General features: G+C 75.3%; 17 protein-coding genes and 1 pseudogene. 6 read left to right on the forward strand and 12 right to left on the reverse strand.

Features of this window, described 5'->3' with window-relative positions:
- Positions 1-43: 43 nt before the first annotated feature.
- Both AD017_RS36535 and AD017_RS24020 read left to right on the forward strand, forming a co-directional pair.
- Positions 44-769 (forward strand): annotated as a pseudogene (locus tag AD017_RS36535) (Asp/Glu racemase); the annotation flags it as partial.
- A gap of 975 nt (positions 770-1744) precedes the next feature.
- Positions 1745-2326, forward strand: a complete 582-nt coding sequence (locus tag AD017_RS24020) for a bifunctional 2-polyprenyl-6-hydroxyphenol methylase/3-demethylubiquinol 3-O-methyltransferase UbiG (protein ID WP_060575641.1) — start codon at positions 1745-1747, stop codon at positions 2324-2326.
- A 12-nt stretch (positions 2327-2338) separates the two neighbouring features.
- On the opposite strand, the gene AD017_RS24025 is transcribed toward AD017_RS24020, so the two are convergent.
- From AD017_RS24025 to AD017_RS24050, 6 genes are all read right to left on the reverse strand, one after another.
- Positions 2339-3856 carry a serine/threonine-protein kinase gene (locus AD017_RS24025; protein ID WP_060575642.1) on the reverse strand — a complete coding sequence of 506 codons (1518 nt, stop codon included), beginning with the start codon at positions 3854-3856 and terminating at the stop codon, positions 2339-2341.
- A 62-nt stretch (positions 3857-3918) separates the two neighbouring features.
- A complete protein-coding gene (locus tag AD017_RS24030) occupies positions 3919-4716 on the reverse strand; it encodes a methyltransferase domain-containing protein (RefSeq protein ID WP_060576583.1) in 798 nt (265 codons plus the stop codon).
- Positions 4717-4736: 20 nt separating this feature from the next.
- On the reverse strand, positions 4737-5099 hold the full coding sequence (locus tag AD017_RS24035) for a DUF2256 and DUF3253 domain-containing protein (RefSeq protein ID WP_202968913.1): 363 nt from the start codon (positions 5097-5099) through the stop codon (positions 4737-4739).
- An 18-nt stretch (positions 5100-5117) separates the two neighbouring features.
- Positions 5118-5957, reverse strand: coding sequence for a shikimate dehydrogenase (locus AD017_RS24040; protein WP_060575644.1), 840 nt, complete (start codon positions 5955-5957; stop codon positions 5118-5120).
- Positions 5958-5980: 23 nt separating this feature from the next.
- Positions 5981-6619, reverse strand: coding sequence for a nicotinamide mononucleotide transporter family protein (locus tag AD017_RS24045; protein ID WP_060575645.1), 639 nt, complete (start codon positions 6617-6619; stop codon positions 5981-5983).
- Positions 6620-6749: 130 nt separating this feature from the next.
- Positions 6750-8126 carry a PLP-dependent cysteine synthase family protein gene (locus AD017_RS24050; protein ID WP_060575646.1) on the reverse strand — a complete coding sequence of 459 codons (1377 nt, stop codon included), beginning with the start codon at positions 8124-8126 and terminating at the stop codon, positions 6750-6752.
- Between the two features lie 43 nt (positions 8127-8169).
- Between AD017_RS24050 and AD017_RS24055 the strand changes: the two genes are divergently transcribed.
- The 3 genes from AD017_RS24055 to AD017_RS24065 all read left to right on the forward strand — a co-directional run bounded on the left by AD017_RS24055 (position 8170) and on the right by AD017_RS24065 (position 11317).
- Positions 8170-8916: an SDR family NAD(P)-dependent oxidoreductase gene (locus tag AD017_RS24055; protein WP_082538295.1), complete on the forward strand. Its 747-nt coding sequence runs from the start codon at positions 8170-8172 to the stop codon at positions 8914-8916.
- Between the two features lie 115 nt (positions 8917-9031).
- Complete coding sequence (locus AD017_RS24060; RefSeq protein WP_010232794.1) at positions 9032-10156, forward strand: NDMA-dependent alcohol dehydrogenase; 1125 nt, start codon at positions 9032-9034, stop codon at positions 10154-10156.
- A gap of 72 nt (positions 10157-10228) precedes the next feature.
- Positions 10229-11317 carry a dipeptidase gene (locus AD017_RS24065; RefSeq protein WP_010232795.1) on the forward strand — a complete coding sequence of 363 codons (1089 nt, stop codon included), beginning with the start codon at positions 10229-10231 and terminating at the stop codon, positions 11315-11317.
- Here the strand turns inward: AD017_RS24065 and AD017_RS24070 are convergent.
- The 6 genes from AD017_RS24070 to AD017_RS24095 all read right to left on the reverse strand — a co-directional run bounded on the left by AD017_RS24070 (position 11314) and on the right by AD017_RS24095 (position 15555).
- Entirely contained in the window at positions 11314-11598 is a 285-nt protein-coding gene (locus AD017_RS24070; RefSeq protein WP_060575648.1) for a hypothetical protein, read from the reverse strand. The genes AD017_RS24065 and AD017_RS24070 overlap by 4 nt on opposite strands.
- Positions 11595-11735: a hypothetical protein gene (locus tag AD017_RS24075; protein ID WP_193408771.1), complete on the reverse strand. Its 141-nt coding sequence runs from the start codon at positions 11733-11735 to the stop codon at positions 11595-11597. The genes AD017_RS24070 and AD017_RS24075 overlap by 4 nt, the downstream gene beginning before the upstream one ends.
- Before the next feature lie 148 nt (positions 11736-11883).
- Entirely contained in the window at positions 11884-13404 is a 1521-nt protein-coding gene (locus AD017_RS24080; RefSeq protein ID WP_227012568.1) for a GDSL-type esterase/lipase family protein, read from the reverse strand.
- 64 nt (positions 13405-13468) lie between these two features.
- Positions 13469-13972, reverse strand: a complete 504-nt coding sequence (locus tag AD017_RS24085) for a DUF309 domain-containing protein (protein ID WP_010232800.1) — start codon at positions 13970-13972, stop codon at positions 13469-13471.
- 51 nt (positions 13973-14023) lie between these two features.
- Positions 14024-14941, reverse strand: a complete 918-nt coding sequence (locus AD017_RS24090; protein ID WP_010232801.1) for a TIGR03854 family LLM class F420-dependent oxidoreductase — start codon at positions 14939-14941, stop codon at positions 14024-14026.
- Between the two features lie 32 nt (positions 14942-14973).
- Complete coding sequence (locus AD017_RS24095) at positions 14974-15555, reverse strand: TIGR03086 family metal-binding protein (protein ID WP_010232803.1); 582 nt, start codon at positions 15553-15555, stop codon at positions 14974-14976.
- Between the two features lie 177 nt (positions 15556-15732).
- On the opposite strand from AD017_RS24095, the gene AD017_RS24100 reads away from it, so the two are divergent.
- On the forward strand, positions 15733-16065 hold the full coding sequence (locus tag AD017_RS24100; RefSeq protein WP_060576585.1) for a DUF3817 domain-containing protein: 333 nt from the start codon (positions 15733-15735) through the stop codon (positions 16063-16065).
- The last annotated feature ends 131 nt before the right edge of the window (positions 16066-16196 follow it).

Here is a 16196-nt window from a genome sequence, read left to right on the forward strand (position 1 = left end):
TCTGGAAACGGCGGGCGGTGATCGTGTGGGTGTGGAGGCCGGCATGGGTGATCAGTTGTTCCCGGAGACCGTCGTCGGATCGGGCGTCGGCGTCGTGGTGCCCTACGACTTCGCGCAGGACCGCGAGATGTGGCGCTGGGTCCCGGAGCCGACGTCGCTGCACGTCACCCGGACCCCATACCTGACCGTCCCGGCCGACGCCGGCCAGGCCCGGATCATCTCCGCGCCGGAGATCGTGCGGCAGGCCGTGCAGAACGTGCTGCTGCCCGAGCCGGGTGTCGTCGCGTACTCCTGCACGTCGGGCAGCTTCGTCGACGGCGCCGACGGCGAGCGGGCGCTGCGCCGGGTCCTCCTCGATGCCGGTGCCCCGCAGGCCGTCACGACCGCCGGGTCGCTGGTCGACGCCTGCGCCGCGCTCGGGGTGGACCGGCTCGCGCTCGCGACCCCCTACGTCGACGACCTCACCGCGAAGCTCGAGGGCTTCCTCGCCGCGCACGGCGTCACCAGTGTCGAACGGCACGGCCTCGGACTCCTCGGCCGGATCTGGGCCGTGACGCCCGACGAGGTGGTCCGGGCGGTCCGCGCCGCCGACCACCCGGACGCCGAGGCCGTCTTCGTCTCCTGCACCAACCTGCCGACCTACGACGTGATCGCCGTCCTGGAACGCGAGCTCGGCAAGCCCGTGCTGACGGCCAACCAGGTCACGATGTGGGCTGCCCTCGGCGCGATCGGGCTGGACGCCGTCGGCCCCGGGCAGGCGCTGATCGAGTGCCGCACGCCCGGTGACCGTCCGGTCCTGCGCGTGGTGCCGGAGATCCCCGCCGAGGCGGCGGCCGGGAGTCCCCGGGACGGGGACGGGACCGGGTTGCCGTCGCTGCACAAGGTCCGCGTCCGGCTGCCCGACGAGTCCGGGGCACTGGCCCGGCTCACCGCCGCCGTCGCGGAGGTCGGGGGCAACATCCTGTCGCTCTCGGTCCACGGCGGCGACTCCCGCTCGGTCGTCGACGAGATGATGGTCGGTGGCGTCGTGAGCGCCGCCCGGCTGACCCGGGTGATCCGCAGGCGGCTGCGCTCCGCGGCCCCGGACGCCGTCCAGGTCGTCGCCGCGGACCCGCACGAGCTCGTCGACGCCCCGACCCGTGCGCTCGACCTGGCCGGCCGGGTGCGGACCCCCGACGACGTGCTGCACGGGCTCCTGGAGCTGCTGCACGCGGACGAGATCGCCGTCGAGCCCACCGGGCCGGACCCCGCGGAGACCCACGCGCTCGGCCTGCCCTCGCCGTTCGGCGGGCACGTCGTCGCCCGCCGGGAGTGGGCGCCCTTCACCGTGACCGAACGCGCCCGCGCCGAGGCGTTCCTGCGGGTGACGGCCGCCCGCCCGGCCGGTGCCGTGCACGAGGTGCTGCTGCCCGGCGGCGGGCAGGTCGTCGCGAGCGCGGCGACCGGCGACGAGGTGACCGAGCTCGACGCGTTGCTGCGTGCCTGCCTGTCCGGTGCGGACGGCGCCGACGACGACTGGACGGCGGCCGACCTCCGTGCCGTGCTGCTGCCGTCGACGGGGCGGTGCCTGGTGGTGCGGTCCGCGGACGGCGCGCTCGTCGCGCTCGCCTCCCGGATGGACGCCGACGAGCTCGACCCGGCCGCGGAGCCCGTCGTGCTGGTGCACCCGGACTACCGCGGGCAGCGGCTGGGCGGCTGGCTGCGGGACAAGCTCGCCGCCGTGTCCGCGGCCTAGGCTGGGGGCATGCAGCGCGACCTCCCTGACGACTGGACGGCCTGGAAGGACCGGGTGGATCTCGGCTCCTACGACGCCCGGTGGGCGGCGATGGCCGAGGCGGGGGAGAACCCGCACGGCGAGGCCGACCTCGTGCAGGCGCTGCTGGACCGCGGCCCGGTGCTCGACGGCGGCTGCGGTACCGGGCGGGTCGGGATCGAGCTGGACCGTCGGGGGATCGACGTCGTCGGGGTCGATCCGGACCCGGACATGATCGCCGCGGCCCGGGCCAAGGCCCCGGGTCTCCGGTGGCTGGTGTCCGGTCTGGAGTCACTCGACCTGGCCGAGGAGTTCGGGCTGGTCGTGCTGGCGGGCAACGTGATCCCGTACGCGACCGACCGGCCCGGGTTGCTGGCCGGGTGCGCCCGCCACCTGCGCCCGGGCGGGTTGCTGCTGGCCGGGTACACGCTGCGGCCGGACTGGCCGACGGTCGGCGACGTCGACGGCTGGTGCGCCGCCGCCGGGCTGGAGCCGGTCGAGCGGTGGTCGACCTGGGACCGCGCCCCGTGGGACGGCGGCGACTACGCCGTCACCCTGCACGCCCGCCGGTAGCGGCCGGGCGGGTCAGCACACGTCGTCGCCGGGGGTGCGCGGTGCCGCCCCGAGCGGCTGGATGTAGGAGTCACCGCCCGCCGCACGCAGCGCCGTGCAGGCACGGTCGCGGCTCGGGAACGGCCCGAGGTAGACGGCGTAGATGAGGTTCCCGTCCGGGGTCCGCGGCCGGAACGACGAGCAGCTCCGCAGCGACAGCAGGTAGTCCGACCCCGGGTGCCGGTCCAGGTGCATCGTGACGTCCTCGACGTAGCGTGCCGGATCGACCGCCGCCCCGACGACGACCACGTCCTGCCCGGAGCAGCCGAGCCGGCTCACCGGGCGGTCCAGGCCGAGGTCGCCGTCACCGGCCGGGACCACGGGTGCCGACGTCGTACCCGCGGGCTGCAGCGGACCCGGGTCGGCGACGGGCTCCGGCGTCTCGAACGACGGGACGACGACCGGCGGCTCGGCGCCGCCGCGGGGCACGACCACCCACACCGCGGCGACCAGCACGGCGGCCACCAGCGTGGCCGCACCGATGACGGTCGCGAGCACCCGGCGGCCGTGGCGTGGCGGGGCGTCCCGGCCGGGGGGACCGTCCGGCTCGCCGGGGACGATCCAGGGGTCCCGGTCGTCGTCGCGCAGGGTCGGTGGTGGGACCTCCGGCCGGGTCGGCGGGGGAGCCACGGGTGCGGCCTCCACCAGTGCCTGCACCTGCGCGGCGAGTGCCCCGGCGGTGGCGGGGCGGTCGCCGGGGTCCTTCGCCATCCCGCGGGCCACCACCTCGTCCCAGCCGGGGGCGAGGTCGGGGCGCAGCGCGGTGACCCGCGGCGGCGGCGTGACCAGGTGCGCGGACAGGACGGCGGCCGGGTCGGTGCCGGGGAACGGCTGCCGCCCGGTGAGCATCTCGAACAGCACGCAGGTCAGCGAGTAGACGTCGGCCCGGCCGTCGACCGCCGCGTCGGACGAGCGGAGCCGCTCCGGTGCGAGGTAGCCGAGCGTGCCGACGGTCGCGCCGGTGGCGGTGAGCGCGGTCGGCGCCGTCGGCTCGGGCCCGACGACCCGGGCGATCCCGAAGTCGACGAGGTAGGTGAAGTCGTCGCGGGCCTCGACGACCAGCAGGTTCGCCGGCTTGACGTCGCGGTGCACCAGCCCGGCGGCGTGCGCGGCGTCGAGCGCGTGCGCGGCCTGGCGGACGATCCCGGCGGCACGGGCGGCGGGCAGCGGCGCCCGCCGCGCCAGCAGCCGCGCCAGGTCCTCGCCGTCGATCAGCCGCATCGACAGGTACAGCCGCCCGTCGATCTCCCCGTAGCCGTGTACCGGGACGACGTGCGGGTCGCGCAGCTCGAACGCCGCACGGGCCTCCCGCCGGAACCGCTCGACGGTGACGCGGTCGCCCGCGAGGTGCGCGGACAGCACCTTCAGCGCGACCTCGCCGCCGTGCCGGTGGTCGAAGGCCCGGAAGACCTCGCCCATCCCACCCGCACCGAGCCGTCCGCGGATCTCGAAGTCGCCGAACACCGTCCCGGCCGTGAACGCGCCGTCCATGCCCACCCCCACCCCTCGCCGACGGTGATACCAGATCGAGGGCCGCGGGACGGGCGAACCGGTCAGATCCGGCAGAGCACCTCGCCGTGCGGGATCAGGAACCAGCCGTCGGGATGTGCCGCCCACTCGCGCCAGGCCTGCGAGATGCCGTCCAGCTCGGGCTCCTCGGCGAGCCCCCGCTCGACGGCCATCCGCCCCACGCCCGTGTGGATCCGGTCCGCCCACATGCCGCCCCAGGCGGCGCGCTCGTCCGGTGTCGCGTAGCACCAGACCGAGGCCGACGGCGTCACCTCGGCGAACCCGGCGGCGTGCGCCCAGCCGAGCAGCCGGCGTCCGGCGTCGGGCTCGGCGTCGTTGCCGTGGGCCACCGCCCGGTACAGCTCCAGCCAGCGGTCCAGCCGCGGGTCGTGCGGCCACCACTGGAACCCGGCGTAGTCGGCGTCGCGGGCGGCGACGATGCCGCCGGGGCGGGCGACCCGGCGCATCTCGCGCAGCACCGCGACCGGGTCCGAGACGTGCTGCAGCACCTGGTGGGCGTGCACGACGTCCCAGGTGTCGTCGGGATCGGAGAGGGCGTAGCCGTCGTCGACGGCGAACTCGACGGTCACACCACGTTCGGCGGCACCGGCCCTGGCCCGGTCGAGCGTGTCCGCGACGACCTCGATCCCGCGGACCCGGCCGGGCGCGACCCGCGCGGCGAGGTCGGCGGTGATGCTGCCCGGCCCGCAGCCGACGTCGAGCAGGTCGGTGCCGGGTGCGAGGTGCGGCAGCAGGTAGCCGCACGAGTTCTCCGCGGTGCGCGCCGCGTGCGAGCGGACGACGACCTCGGGGTGGCCGTGGGTGTAGGTGTCGCGGGGCATGGGCTCCAGCCTGCCCGAGGTCACCGCGCCCGGCGGATCCGGATCGCGCCGCGCGCCGTCGACGGGTCGACGACCGCACCCTTCTGGACGATCTCGACGGTGCCGGCGTCGACCAGCCGGCGGGCGGCCATCCGGGCCGGTTCCATGAGGTCCCGCCAGCCGTCGGGGGCGACGTCGCGGGCCGCCTCGGACGGGCAGATCGTCGCCCCGGCCCGCCGGCCGTCGAGCAGGCGGGTGATCGCGTCCTCCAGGTCGCGGTCGACCGGCGTCACCCCGCGGCGCCGGCAGCCCGCCGAGCAGTACCGCACCTGGTCCCAGTCGCGCGCCCACTTCCGGCGCCACTCGATCCGGCGCCCGCAGACGGCGCAGGTCTTCTCCTCCACGCCCCCCATGGTCCGGGATCAGCCCCGGGCGAGCACCGCGGCGTCGAGGGCGCCGCGCATCGCCGCTTCCGGCCCCGGACGCCCGGTCATGAGCTCGACCTGCGCGATCGCCTGCCGCAGCAGCATCTCCAGGCCGGAGACGATCGTCGCCCCGGCCGCGGCGGCACCACCCGCGACGACCGTCGGCCAGGGCGCGTAGACCGAGTCCAGCAGGACGGTGCCCGGCCGCCAGCGGGCCCCCGCCAGCGCGTCCGCCACACCGGCGGGCAGCGTCGAGACGACGACGTCGGCGCCGTCGAGCAGCCGGGCGGCGGCGGCCGCGTCGGTGAGGACGGCGTGCACCTCCGGCTCGACGTCGAGCCGGTCGGCGGTCTCGCGCAGCGCGCCGGCCCGCCCGGCGTCGCGGACCAGGACGTCGACGTGGTCGACCTCCAGGTCGTGCAGCGCGGCGACGGCGGCCTGCGCCGTCCCGCCCGCCCCGAGGACGACCGCCCGCCCGGTGCCCGCCCCGGCCGCGCGCAGCGACTCCGCGATGCCGGTGACGTCGGTGTTGTGCGCGACGGCGCCCTGCGGCCCGAACACGAGGGTGTTCCCCGCGCCGATCGCCGCCGCGCCCGGCGCGACCCGGTCGGCGACGTCGAGCAGCACTCGCTTGAGCGGCATCGTCAGCGACAGGCCCGCCCACTCCGGGCCGAGCCCCCCGACGAACCCGGCCAGCCCCGCCTCGTCGATCTCGAACCGGTCGTAGTGCCAGCCGTCCAGGCCGAGCGCGGCGTAGGCCGCGTTGTGCAGTGCGGGGGACAGCGAGTGCGCGATCGGGGAGCCGAGGACGGCGGCGCGGCGGACGGGGGTGCTCACCCCCGCAGTATGCGGGGGACCGCTCAGCCCGCCCGGGACGGCTCCCGCCCGGCGGTGTCCACGGTGCGCCGGGACCGCGCCCAGCTCCACCAGCCGTGCACGACCAGCCCGGCGAACACGACGTAGACGGCGGCCGAGAACCAGAGCCCGGACGCCATCTGCAGCGGCACGCCGATCGCGTCCACGAGCAGCCAGATCGCCCAGAACTCGATCAGCCGCAGCCCCTGGGCGAGGAACGCGACGGCCGTCCCGACGAAGATCGCGGCGTCCGGCCAGGGGGCCCAGGAGGCACCCAGCGCGTCGAGGACCAGCGCCATCGCGACGGTGCCGCCGACCAGCAGCCCGGCCAGCCCGAGCCGCTGCGGCCACGTCCCGTGCCGCACCGCGAGCCCGTAGACGGGGTCGCGCTGCCGCATCCACGCGACCAGCCCGAACACCGAGATCGCGAACACGATCACCTGGCGGAACGCCAATCCGCCCAGGTGCGCGGACGCGTAGACCGCGAACAGCAGCGCGCACGCCGCCATCTGCACCGGCCAGGTCGCGAGGCTGCGGCGCCGGGCGAGGAACACCACGGCGAGCGCGCCGATCTGGCCGATCATCTCGGCCCAGGACACGAACTGGCCGAACAGGGTCGGTCCGTGGTGCAGCAGCAGGTCCACGCGGGCGTCCTTCCTCCCGGGACGCCGGAGTGCACGTCCCCCGTGCCAGGGGACAACGGCGGCACCGCACCCGCCCATCCCGGGGCCCCGTCTGTGAGCGGACGCACACGGGGGCACCGGGTGCCTCCGGTCAGCCGAGCGCGGAGCGGCGGACCTGGGTGACGGCCCGCCCGTCCACCAGGACGAGCAGCGGGTCACGCGACCGGACGCCGGCGGCGTCGAGCCGGGCGGCGGCCGCGTCGACGGTCTCCCCGTGCCCGACGGTCGCGGGCGGCGGCCCGGCGTGCGTGCCGACGTGGTCGTCGGCGGCGAGCCCGGCCAGGTCACCGGTCCGCACACAGCCGATGACGTCCGGGGCCGACCACGTCGTCCCGTCGGTCTCGCGCGGGTGCACGACGGGGACGGCGTCGGGAACGGGGCCGGCGTCCAGCACCTCGCGCAGCTCGGCGACGGTTGCGGTCGCCGGGGCCACGCGCAGGCCGGGCTCGTACGGGCCGATCACGTCGCGGACCCGTGGCCCGGTCTCGGCGTCGAGGAAGCCGAGGGTGGTCAGCCAGGTGTCGTCGAAGTACTTCGACAGGTAGATCCGGCCCGAGTCCGGCAGCACGGCGACGACCAGGCCGTCCGGGCCGGCCGTCGCGGAGACCCGCAGCGCCGCCGCGACGGCCAGCCCGGCGGAGCCGCCGACCAGCAGTCCCTCCTCGCGGGCCAGGCGGCGCACGGTGCGCAGCGACTCGCCGTCGCCGATCCGCTCGGTCCGGTGCGGGACGGCGGTGTCGTAGACGGCGGGCCAGCTGTCGGTCCCGGTCAGCGGGTGCAGGTAGTGCCCGACGGCCTCGACGTAGTAGGGGCTGCCGTCGCCGCCGCCGTAGCGGGAGGTCCACGGATCGGCCGCGACGATCTCCACGCCGTGCCCGGCCAGGTACCGGCCGGCGCCGGTGACGGTCCCGCCCGTCCCGGCCCCGGCGACGAGGTGGGTGATCCGGCCGCCCGTCTGCGCCCAGATCTCCGGCCCGGTGGTGCGCTCGTGGACGTCCGGGTTGGCCGGGTTGCCGTACTGGTCGGCGAGCCAGCCGCCGGGCGTCTCCCGCGCGATCCGGGCCGCCAGCTGCTGGACGTGCCGCGGGTCCTCGCGCGGCACCAGCCCGGGGGTCGTCACGACCTCGGCGCCGTAGGCCCGCAGCAGCGCGATCTTCTCCGTCGTCGTGCGGTCCGGGACGACGAGCACTGCCCGGTGCCCGCGGGCGGCCGCCACCATCGCCAGGCCGATGCCGGTGTTGCCGGAGGTGCCCTCGACGATCGTGCCGCCCGGCGGCAGCGCGCCGGTCGCCTCGGCGTCGAGCACCATCGCCAGCGCCGCGCGGTCCTTCACCGAGCCGCCGGGGTTCGCCCACTCGGTCTTCACCCACACCGGCGCGCCGCCCTCCGGTACGACCCGGTTGAGCCGCACCAGCGGGGTCGCGCCGATCCCGTCGAGCACCGAGTCGTGGACCGGTCCCGTTCCCATGGGGGCAGATCCTGCCCCGCCCGGCGGGTGGGAGGCTGCGCGGGTGAGCGGAACGGTGCTGGTGCTGGGCGGGCGGAGCGAGATCGGGGTGGCGGTCGCCGAGCGGCTGGCCGGGGACGACGCGGGGACGGTCGTGCTGGCCGCGCGCCGTCCCGCGGAGCTCGACGCGGAACGTGCCCGGGTGAGTGCGGCGGGCGCGGAGGTCGACACCGTCGCGTTCGACGCCGACGACCTCGCCGGGCACCGCCCGCTGCTCGACGACGTCCTCGCCCGGCACGGCCGGATCGACGTCGCCGTCGTCGCGTTCGGGATCCTCGGCGACCAGGACCGCGCGGAGACCGACGCCGCGCACGCCGCCGCGATCGTGCACACCGACTACCTCGCCCAGGTGCACCTGCTCACCGAGCTCGCCCGGGTGCTGCGTGCGCAGGGGAGCGGGACGCTCGTCGTCTACTCGTCGGTCGCGGGGGTGCGGGTGCGCCGCGCCAACTACGTCTACGGCAGCGCCAAGGCCGGACTCGACGGGTTCGCGTCCGGCCTCGCCGACGCGCTCCACGGCTCGGGGGTCCGTCTCGTACTGATCCGGCCGGGCTTCGTGGTCGGCCGGATGACCGAGGGCATGAGCCCGGCCCCGCTGTCGTCCACACCGGAGCAGGTCGCCGACGCGACCGTGCGGGCCGTCCGACGTGGCCGCGGCAACGCCGACGTCTGGGTCCCCGGCACACTCCGGCTGCTCTTCCTCGGGCTGCGCCTGCTGCCGCGCGCGGTGTGGCGGCGGATGCCCCGCTGATCGTCTACAGATCTCCGGTCGGCGGCAATCGGCGTGTGGCACTTCCGCTCGGGTGAGCCGGGTCATATCGTCGCGTGCGCATCCCCAGAATCGACGACGACGTCCAGGAGGAGCAGTGGGACACACCCGCGGAGCCGTGGTCCGGAGCGTGCCGGGCAAGTTCGAGGTCGTGGATCTGGAGCTCGACGACCCCCGCGCGGGCGAGATCGAGGTGAAGATGGTGGCGTCGGGCCTGTGCCACTCCGACGACCACATCGCGACCGGTGACATCCCGGTCGGGGTCTACCCGTTCGCCGGCGGCCACGAGGGCTCCGGCATCGTCACCCGTGCCGGCGCGAACAAGAAGGGCCTCAAGGAGGGCGACCACGTCGTCTTCTCCTTCCTCCCGTCCTGTGGGCACTGTCGCTGGTGTGCCAGCGGCATGCAGAACCTGTGCGACCTCGGTGCGGGCCTGCTGGCCGGCACGCGCTGGGGCGAGGACTCCACCCGGATCAAGCTGGCCGACGACGGCACCCCCGTCGGCCAGATGTGCGGCATCTCGACGTTCTGCGAGACCACGGTGGTCTCGGAGGACTCCTGCGTGAAGATCCCCGACGACATCCCGCTCGAGGTCGCCTGCCTGGTCGGCTGCGGCGTCGGCACCGGCTGGGGCTCGGCGGTCAATGCCGGCGGTGTCCAGCCGGGCAACACCACGATCGTCATGGGCATCGGTGGCATCGGCATCAACGCCGTGCAGGGCGCCTCGCACGCCGGCGCCTCCAACATCATCGCCGTCGACCCGGTGGCGCTGAAGCGGGAGAAGGCCCAGCAGCTCGGCGCGACGCACGCGGTCGAGTCCATGGAGGAGGCCACCGAGCTCGCCCAGCAGTTCACCAACGGGCAGGGCGCCGACCAGACGATCATCACCGTCGGCGTGGTGAAGCCGGAGCACGTCGGACAGGCGATGGCGTCGATCCGCAAGGCGGGCACCGTCGTCGTCACCGCGCTCGGGGACATCAACTCCACCGAGCAGCTGCCGGTCTCGCTGGCCGACGTCACCCTGTTCCAGAAGCGGATCCAGGGCGCGATGTTCGGCATGTCCAACCCGAACTGGGACATCCTGCGGCAGCTGGACCTCTACCGCTCCGGCGCGCTGAAGCTCGACGAGCTGGTCACCAAGACCTACTCGCTCGACCAGGTCGCGAACGCCTACGAGGACATGCACGCCGGCGCGAACATCCGGGGCGTCATCCGCTTCTGATCCCCGCGACGACACGGAACCCGGGGCCCGGGGCGCGACGCAGCGCCCCGGGGCCCGGCGCATACTGCGGCCGTGGACGATCTCCTGCTGCTCGACGGGCACAACGACCTGCCGTGGGCGCTGCGGACGCTGGACGGGCCCGGACCCGATCTCGCCGCCGGTGACCCGCGGCTGCACACCGACCTGCCCCGGCTGCGTGCCGGCCGGGTGGGTGCCCAGTTCTGGTCGGTCTACGTGCCCGGCGAGTTCGCCGCCGACGACGCCGTCACCGCCGTCCTGCAGCAGGTCGACCAGGTGTACCGGCTGGTCGCGCAGCACGGCGACGCACTCGCGTTCGCGGGGTCCGCCGACGAGGTGGAGCAGGTCGTCGCCGGCGGCAGGCTCGCGTCGCTCATGGGTGCCGAGGGCGGGCACTGCATCGCGAACTCGCTCGCGGTGCTGCGGATGCTCCGCACGCTCGGGGTCCGCTACCTGACGCTCACCCACAACCTGAACAACGACTGGGCCGACTCCGCGACCGACACCCCGGTGCACGGCGGGCTGACGGCGTTCGGCCGCGAGGTCGTCGCCGAGATGAACCGGATCGGCATGATCGTCGACCTGTCGCACGTCGCCGACACGACGATGCGCGACGCGCTGGCCGTCACCGACCGGCCGGTGCTGTTCACCCACTCCGGCGCCCGCGCGGTCACCGACCACCCGCGCAACGTGCCCGCCGACGTCCTGGAGTCGCTGCGCGGCAACGGCGGCGTCTGCATGGCGACGTTCGTCCCGCGGTTCGTGTCGGCCGCCGTCACCGCGTGGGACGAGCGCCTCCTCGACGCGATGACCGCCGCCGGACTCGACCACCGCGACCTCGACGCGCGGGCGCGGTTCGCCGCGGCCTGGGACGGGCCGCCGGCGCCGCGGGCGACCCTGGACGACGTCGTCGCGCACGTCGAGCACCTGCGCGAGGCCGCGGGGATCGACCACGTCGGCATCGGTGGCGACTTCGACGGCACCGCCGACCTGCCCGACGGCCTGGCTGACGTCGCCGCCTACCCGCGCCTGTTCGACGCGCTCGCCGACCGCGGCTGGTCCCGGGAGGACCTGGACAAGCTGGCGGGGCGCAACGCGTTGCGGGTGCTGCGGGCCGCCGACGACGCGGGAGTGTCCTCCTAGCGGATGGACACGACGCTCACCCCGAGGTCCGGCCCGGACCACGCGGAGTCGGCGGTGACCGCGGGTCCGCCGAGGCGTGCGGCCAGCGCCAGGCAGCATCGGTCGCCGAGCGACAAGCCGGCCGGGCGGGCGGCAGGCCACAGCTTCGCCGCCGCGAGGTAGGTCTCGACGACGTCGCTGCCGGGCTCGGCGCGCAGCCAGGCCAGCACGGCTGGCGCATCGAGGACCGCGCGGCGGGGCGGGGATCCGTGGCCGGATCCGGTGGGGTCGTGCCCGGTCACGAGGAGGCGTCCTCGGCCGCGGCCTCGGCGCGGCGCTCGGCGATCAGCTCGTCGGCGGCCGAGGTCTGCGATCCGCCCTGCCAGGACTCGTCGATCTCCCTCCGCATCCGCGCGACCAGCTGGGCTCGGGACTCCATCACCACCCGGCCGTCACGATTGACGACCACTTCCGACGAATCGGTGTCCCCGCCGTGACCTGACATATCGCAAGTCTGGTACACGACGGATCCACGATCTGTCAGATACCCGCTACATCTGACAGACAGTGAATGCAGGTTGCGCGGGTCAGTCGCCGTCACCCGGCTGCGTCTCGCGGGACACCGCGAGCGCCCCGGCGGCCGAGGCCGCCAGCCGCAGCGACCCGACCGCCGTCGGGTGGAAGGGATCGGGCCGGTCTAGGCCCTGCACGTCGGGACCCATCCCGTCGCTCGACGGCGCGCACAGCGGGGTCAGGTTCGGAGCCGCCGTGGTGAACCCGAAACGGGCCGCACCGTCGGCGAGGACGTCGTTGAGCCGCCGGTTCCGCTCGGCCAGCAGGTCGATCTTGGCCTGGTCGAGGCCGGGTGCCCCGGCCGGGCCGCGCATGTCCGGGCACGAGGCGTCGAACCGGCCCGGGAACGGGTCGTAGGACAGTGTGACGACGACCCGCGGCCGTCCGGGCAGCGAGTCGAGGTCGGTGAACAGGGCCCCGACGTCACGCGCGAACGTCGCCAGCCGGGACTCGAACTCGCCGTCGGAGAGACGGTCGTCGCAGGTGGGGAGGCCGTAGCAGTACAGCAGGAAGTCCGACCAGGCCAGGTCGTTCGGGCCGATCTCGACGACCACCCACTGCAGCCCCTGGACCTGCTTGAGCCGTCCGACCTGCGGCGGCACGGTGACGCCCGCGCGCGCCTGCGGTCCGCGCAGCCCGGCCGCCACGCTGGCCCCGGCACAGGCCAGGTTGAGGACGTCCTCGCCGCGCAGCAGCGACAGCTGGGCGGCGGTGGAGTCGATGCTGCGGGCGCACGCGTCGTCGTCGGGGTCGACGGTCCCGTCGGGCCGCTGCCGGACGTCGCCGCCGACCCGGGCGGCCCGCGAGTCCCCGATGACGGCGCCGGTCACCCCGGTGACCGGCGGCCCGGCGGGGGACGGGCTGACCTGTGTCGCCCCGACGAGGTCGGTGACCGAGGTGATCGAGCCGAGCCCGGTCGTCGTGCCGTGCAGGGCGGCGACCCCGGCACCGCCCCAGAGCAGCACCGACGCGGCGACCGCGATCGTCGTCATCCGGCCGATCGGGCCGGCGTGGTCGTCCCAGTGCACCGGCTGCCGGTCGGCGCCCCGGGCCTTCCGCAACGCGAGCACCAGCCGTGCCCAGGCCGTCAGCGCGCTGCCCAGCAGCGCGACCAGCACCATCCCGGCCGCGCCCCACAGGTACCAGGTGGTGAAGCCCTCGGTGAGAGTGCGGACGGCGTCCCCGGCGCCGTCGACCGTCTGCGGCCCGAGCACCGGTCCGTTGTCGGCCGGGCGCTTCAGCGGGCCGATCGACAGCCGCGGGCGGATCGGGCCGTAGACCTCGACGCGGGTCAGGTCGAACTCGGCGTTGCCGAGCTGGACGATCTGCGCGGGGCCGGACAGCGACAGCGGGGGGACGCGGGCCCCGACGCCGACGTCCTGCCCGAACACCTCGACGTGCTTCTCCGGCGTCACCATGATCACCAGGGGGACGCCGACGACCGCGATCAGTGCCAGCAGCAGGATCGTGGGGAGCGACCGGGCCTCGCGCAGCAGCGCGCGGACCCGGACCGGGAGCGAGCGGCGCTCGGGCATGGCCGCCATCGTGCACGCACGCGGCACCGCGCGTCACGGCCGAACCGCCCGGATCCGGTGTGCCTCAGCCCACCGCCCGGTCGCGCAGGTGCGGCCGCAGCCGGGCCTCGTCGACGGCGGCCGCACCGTCCCGCTCGATGTCGTCGGCCAGCGCGTCGGCGTGCGCGGTGACGCCGTCCAGGTCCAGCGCGGCCGGCGCGGGCATCCCCATCACCCGCCACAGCCGGATGCCCTCGGCGCCGCGCCGTAGCAGCGAGACCGCACCGCGGGCGTTGCCGCGCTGGGCGTGGGTCAGCCCGACGGCGAGCTGGGCCAGCGCCCGCCAGAGGTCGCGGGTCGCGTCGCCGGCGTCCTTCCAGGTGCCCTCCAGGATCTCGTGGGCCTGGAAGGGCAGTCCCTCGTCGAGCAGCCTCTGGGCCTCGGCGACGGCCTCGTCCGGCGGGAGCACCAGGTCCTCCGGGACCCGTTCGACGCCGGCCGTCCCGTGCGGGAGCGGGCGACCGGCGGCGTCGCGGGGGCGGGCGTTGCGGGCCCGGCCCTGGTCGTCGCGGTCACGGGAACGCGTCATGGGCCCGACGATGCCAGGTGATCGGCCGGCGCGCGCCACACGGACACGCGCTCAGCCCGACTCGAGCGGCCCGAGCTCGGCGCTGAAGCGGTCGAGGTAGGCGAACCAGTCGTCGATCGGGGCGGAGGGACGCACGACGAACTTGGTCATCCCGCTGTCGACGTGCCTGCGGATCAGCTCGGCGGTGCCCTCCCAGCCGACGCCGACGAGCTCCCGGGGATCGGTGTCGGGGCGCTGGAACGCCGCCCGCTCGAGGGCGGCGTCGACGTCGGTGCCGGGCTCGGCGAGCCAGATGTTGGTGCCGTAGTGGTCGTCGTCGATCCTGCGGCCGGCGTCGCGGGCGGCGTTCTCCACGACGGACCGGCCGCGGGCCGTCTCGGCCGGGGTGAGGAAGCTGGCGAGCCAGCCGTCGGCGAACCGGCCGGCGCGGCGCAGGCCGGCGTCGGCACGGCCGCCGAGCCACAGGTCGAGCGGCTGCGGCGGGCGGGGGAGGACCGTCGCGTCGTCCAGGGTGAAGAAGTCGCCGTGATGGGTCACCGACTCCTCGGTGAGCAACCGGCGGAGCACGACGAGCGACTCCTCGAAGACCGCGGGCAGCCGGCCCGGGACGGGATGCAGCTGGCGGTCCTCCGGGGACGCCGCGCGGATCCCGAACACCGGCAGGATCCGCTTCGGTGCGAGCGTCGCGAGCGACGCCAGCTCGGCGGCGAGGAGCATCGGGTTGCGCCCCGGCAGCACCGTGACGCCGGTGCCGACCTTGAGCCGTCGCGTCCGCGCCGCGGCCCAGGTGCTCCCCACCAGCGGGTCGATCACCGACTTCGAGGCCAGGTCGGCCAGCCACAACGAGTCCACGGCGGACTTGTCGAGGGCGTCGACGAGCTCGTCGAACTCCGGGCCCAGCTCGGGGAGGCTGCGGGCCCCCACCAGGCCGACGCCGATCCGGACCTTGCCGTGCGGGGAGGTGACCACTCACAGCACGTTACGCGGCGGTCACTGCCCGGTCACGAGCTCCAGCGCGGATCACGTCCGCTGAACCCGAGTGCCCGCTCGAACGCCGGCGCGTCCGCCGGGACCGCGACGACCGGCCCGAACAGCCCCGCGCGCGACTCCTCCCCGCCCGGTGCGGACATCGACTCGGTGAAACCGAGGACGACGGCCACGGCGTCACCGTCCGGCGTGAAGTCCTGCCCGGTGGCGACGGCGAGGTCCCAGCCGTGCAGCACCAGCTCGTCGAGCGCGACGGTCCCGGCGATCTCGCCGGGCAGCTCCAGACCGCCGGCGGCGGTCGTGCCGGTCCAGGCGTCCGGGTCGCGCCAGGCGGCGGCGAGTGCGTCGAGCCGGGCCGGGATCGCCGTCCGCCAGTCGGTGGCGAGGTGCGCCGCGTCCGCGCTCGGGGCGGTGCCGGCTGCCTCGGGCGACTTCTCGGCGGCGACGCGGAACGCCCACGCCAGGCCGTGCAGGTGGTCGAGGAGCGCGGCGACGACCATGTCGTCGCACGGGGTGGGTCGTTGCAGCTGGTCGTCCCCGATCCCGGCGACGACGGCGGCCACGGCGCGGGCGGTGGGGGTGAGATCGGTCGGCACGGGGTCCTCCCGGGTCGGTGGGACGGGCGGGCTGAGAGGTCCGACCGCGCCCGCCGCCGGAACTCATCTGTGCGGCCCCGGCCGTGTCTTTCGACACCCGGTAGAAGTTCGGTGGGCGGATGCGGCAGAGTGGACGGTGGCACCGTCCCCCGCACCCGCTCCGAGGAGCCGCCCGTCATGAACGACCCCGCCATCGTCGCCCGCGCGTTCCGGGTGGTCGCGATCGCCGAGGCCCTGTCCTGGACCGGGCTGCTGATCGGGATGTTCGTGAAGTGGGTGCTGGGCACGAGCGAGATCGGGGTGCAGGCCTTCGGGCCGATCCACGGCGCGCTGTTCGTCGCCTACGTGGTCGTCACGCTCTGGACGGCGCGGCTGTTCCGGTGGGACCTGCGGACGACGATCGTCGGGCTGCTCGCCAGCATCCCGCCCCTGACGACGATCTGGTTCGAGCGGCACGCCGCGCGGACCGGACGTCTCGGTGCGGTCACCGGACGCGCGATCGCCGGTTGACACGCACTCCGAGCTGCAGCGACGCCCGCCGCTTGACGACTGAGGTAAGCCTAGGCTAATTTCTACCTCGTCGCTTCGTGGTGGGAGCGGCGCGTCAGTTCGGGAATCACGGCCCGGCCGCCTCGACCACA

This window comes from Pseudonocardia sp. EC080619-01 (assembly GCF_001420995.1).
In the GTDB taxonomy this organism is placed as follows: Bacteria; Actinomycetota; Actinomycetes; order Mycobacteriales; family Pseudonocardiaceae; genus Pseudonocardia.

Bases quoted from the DNA above. Each gene is read 5' to 3' on its own strand.
- AD017_RS24050 (WP_060575646.1), bottom strand. From the start codon at position 8,126: ATGGGAACGGGACCGGTCCACGACTCGGTGCTCGACGGGATCGGCGCG.
- AD017_RS24025 (WP_060575642.1), bottom strand. From the start codon at position 3,856: ATGGACGGCGCGTTCACGGCCGGGACGGTGTTCGGCGACTTCGAGATC.
- AD017_RS24085 (WP_010232800.1), bottom strand. From the start codon at position 13,972: ATGACGCGTTCCCGTGACCGCGACGACCAGGGCCGGGCCCGCAACGCC.
- AD017_RS24020 (WP_060575641.1), top strand. From the start codon at position 1,745: ATGCAGCGCGACCTCCCTGACGACTGGACGGCCTGGAAGGACCGGGTG.
- AD017_RS24080 (WP_227012568.1), bottom strand. From the start codon at position 13,404: ATGCCCGAGCGCCGCTCGCTCCCGGTCCGGGTCCGCGCGCTGCTGCGC.
- AD017_RS24100 (WP_060576585.1), top strand. From the start codon at position 15,733: ATGAACGACCCCGCCATCGTCGCCCGCGCGTTCCGGGTGGTCGCGATC.
- AD017_RS24030 (WP_060576583.1), bottom strand. From the start codon at position 4,716: ATGCCCCGCGACACCTACACCCACGGCCACCCCGAGGTCGTCGTCCGC.
- AD017_RS24075 (WP_193408771.1), bottom strand. From the start codon at position 11,735: ATGGAGTCCCGAGCCCAGCTGGTCGCGCGGATGCGGAGGGAGATCGAC.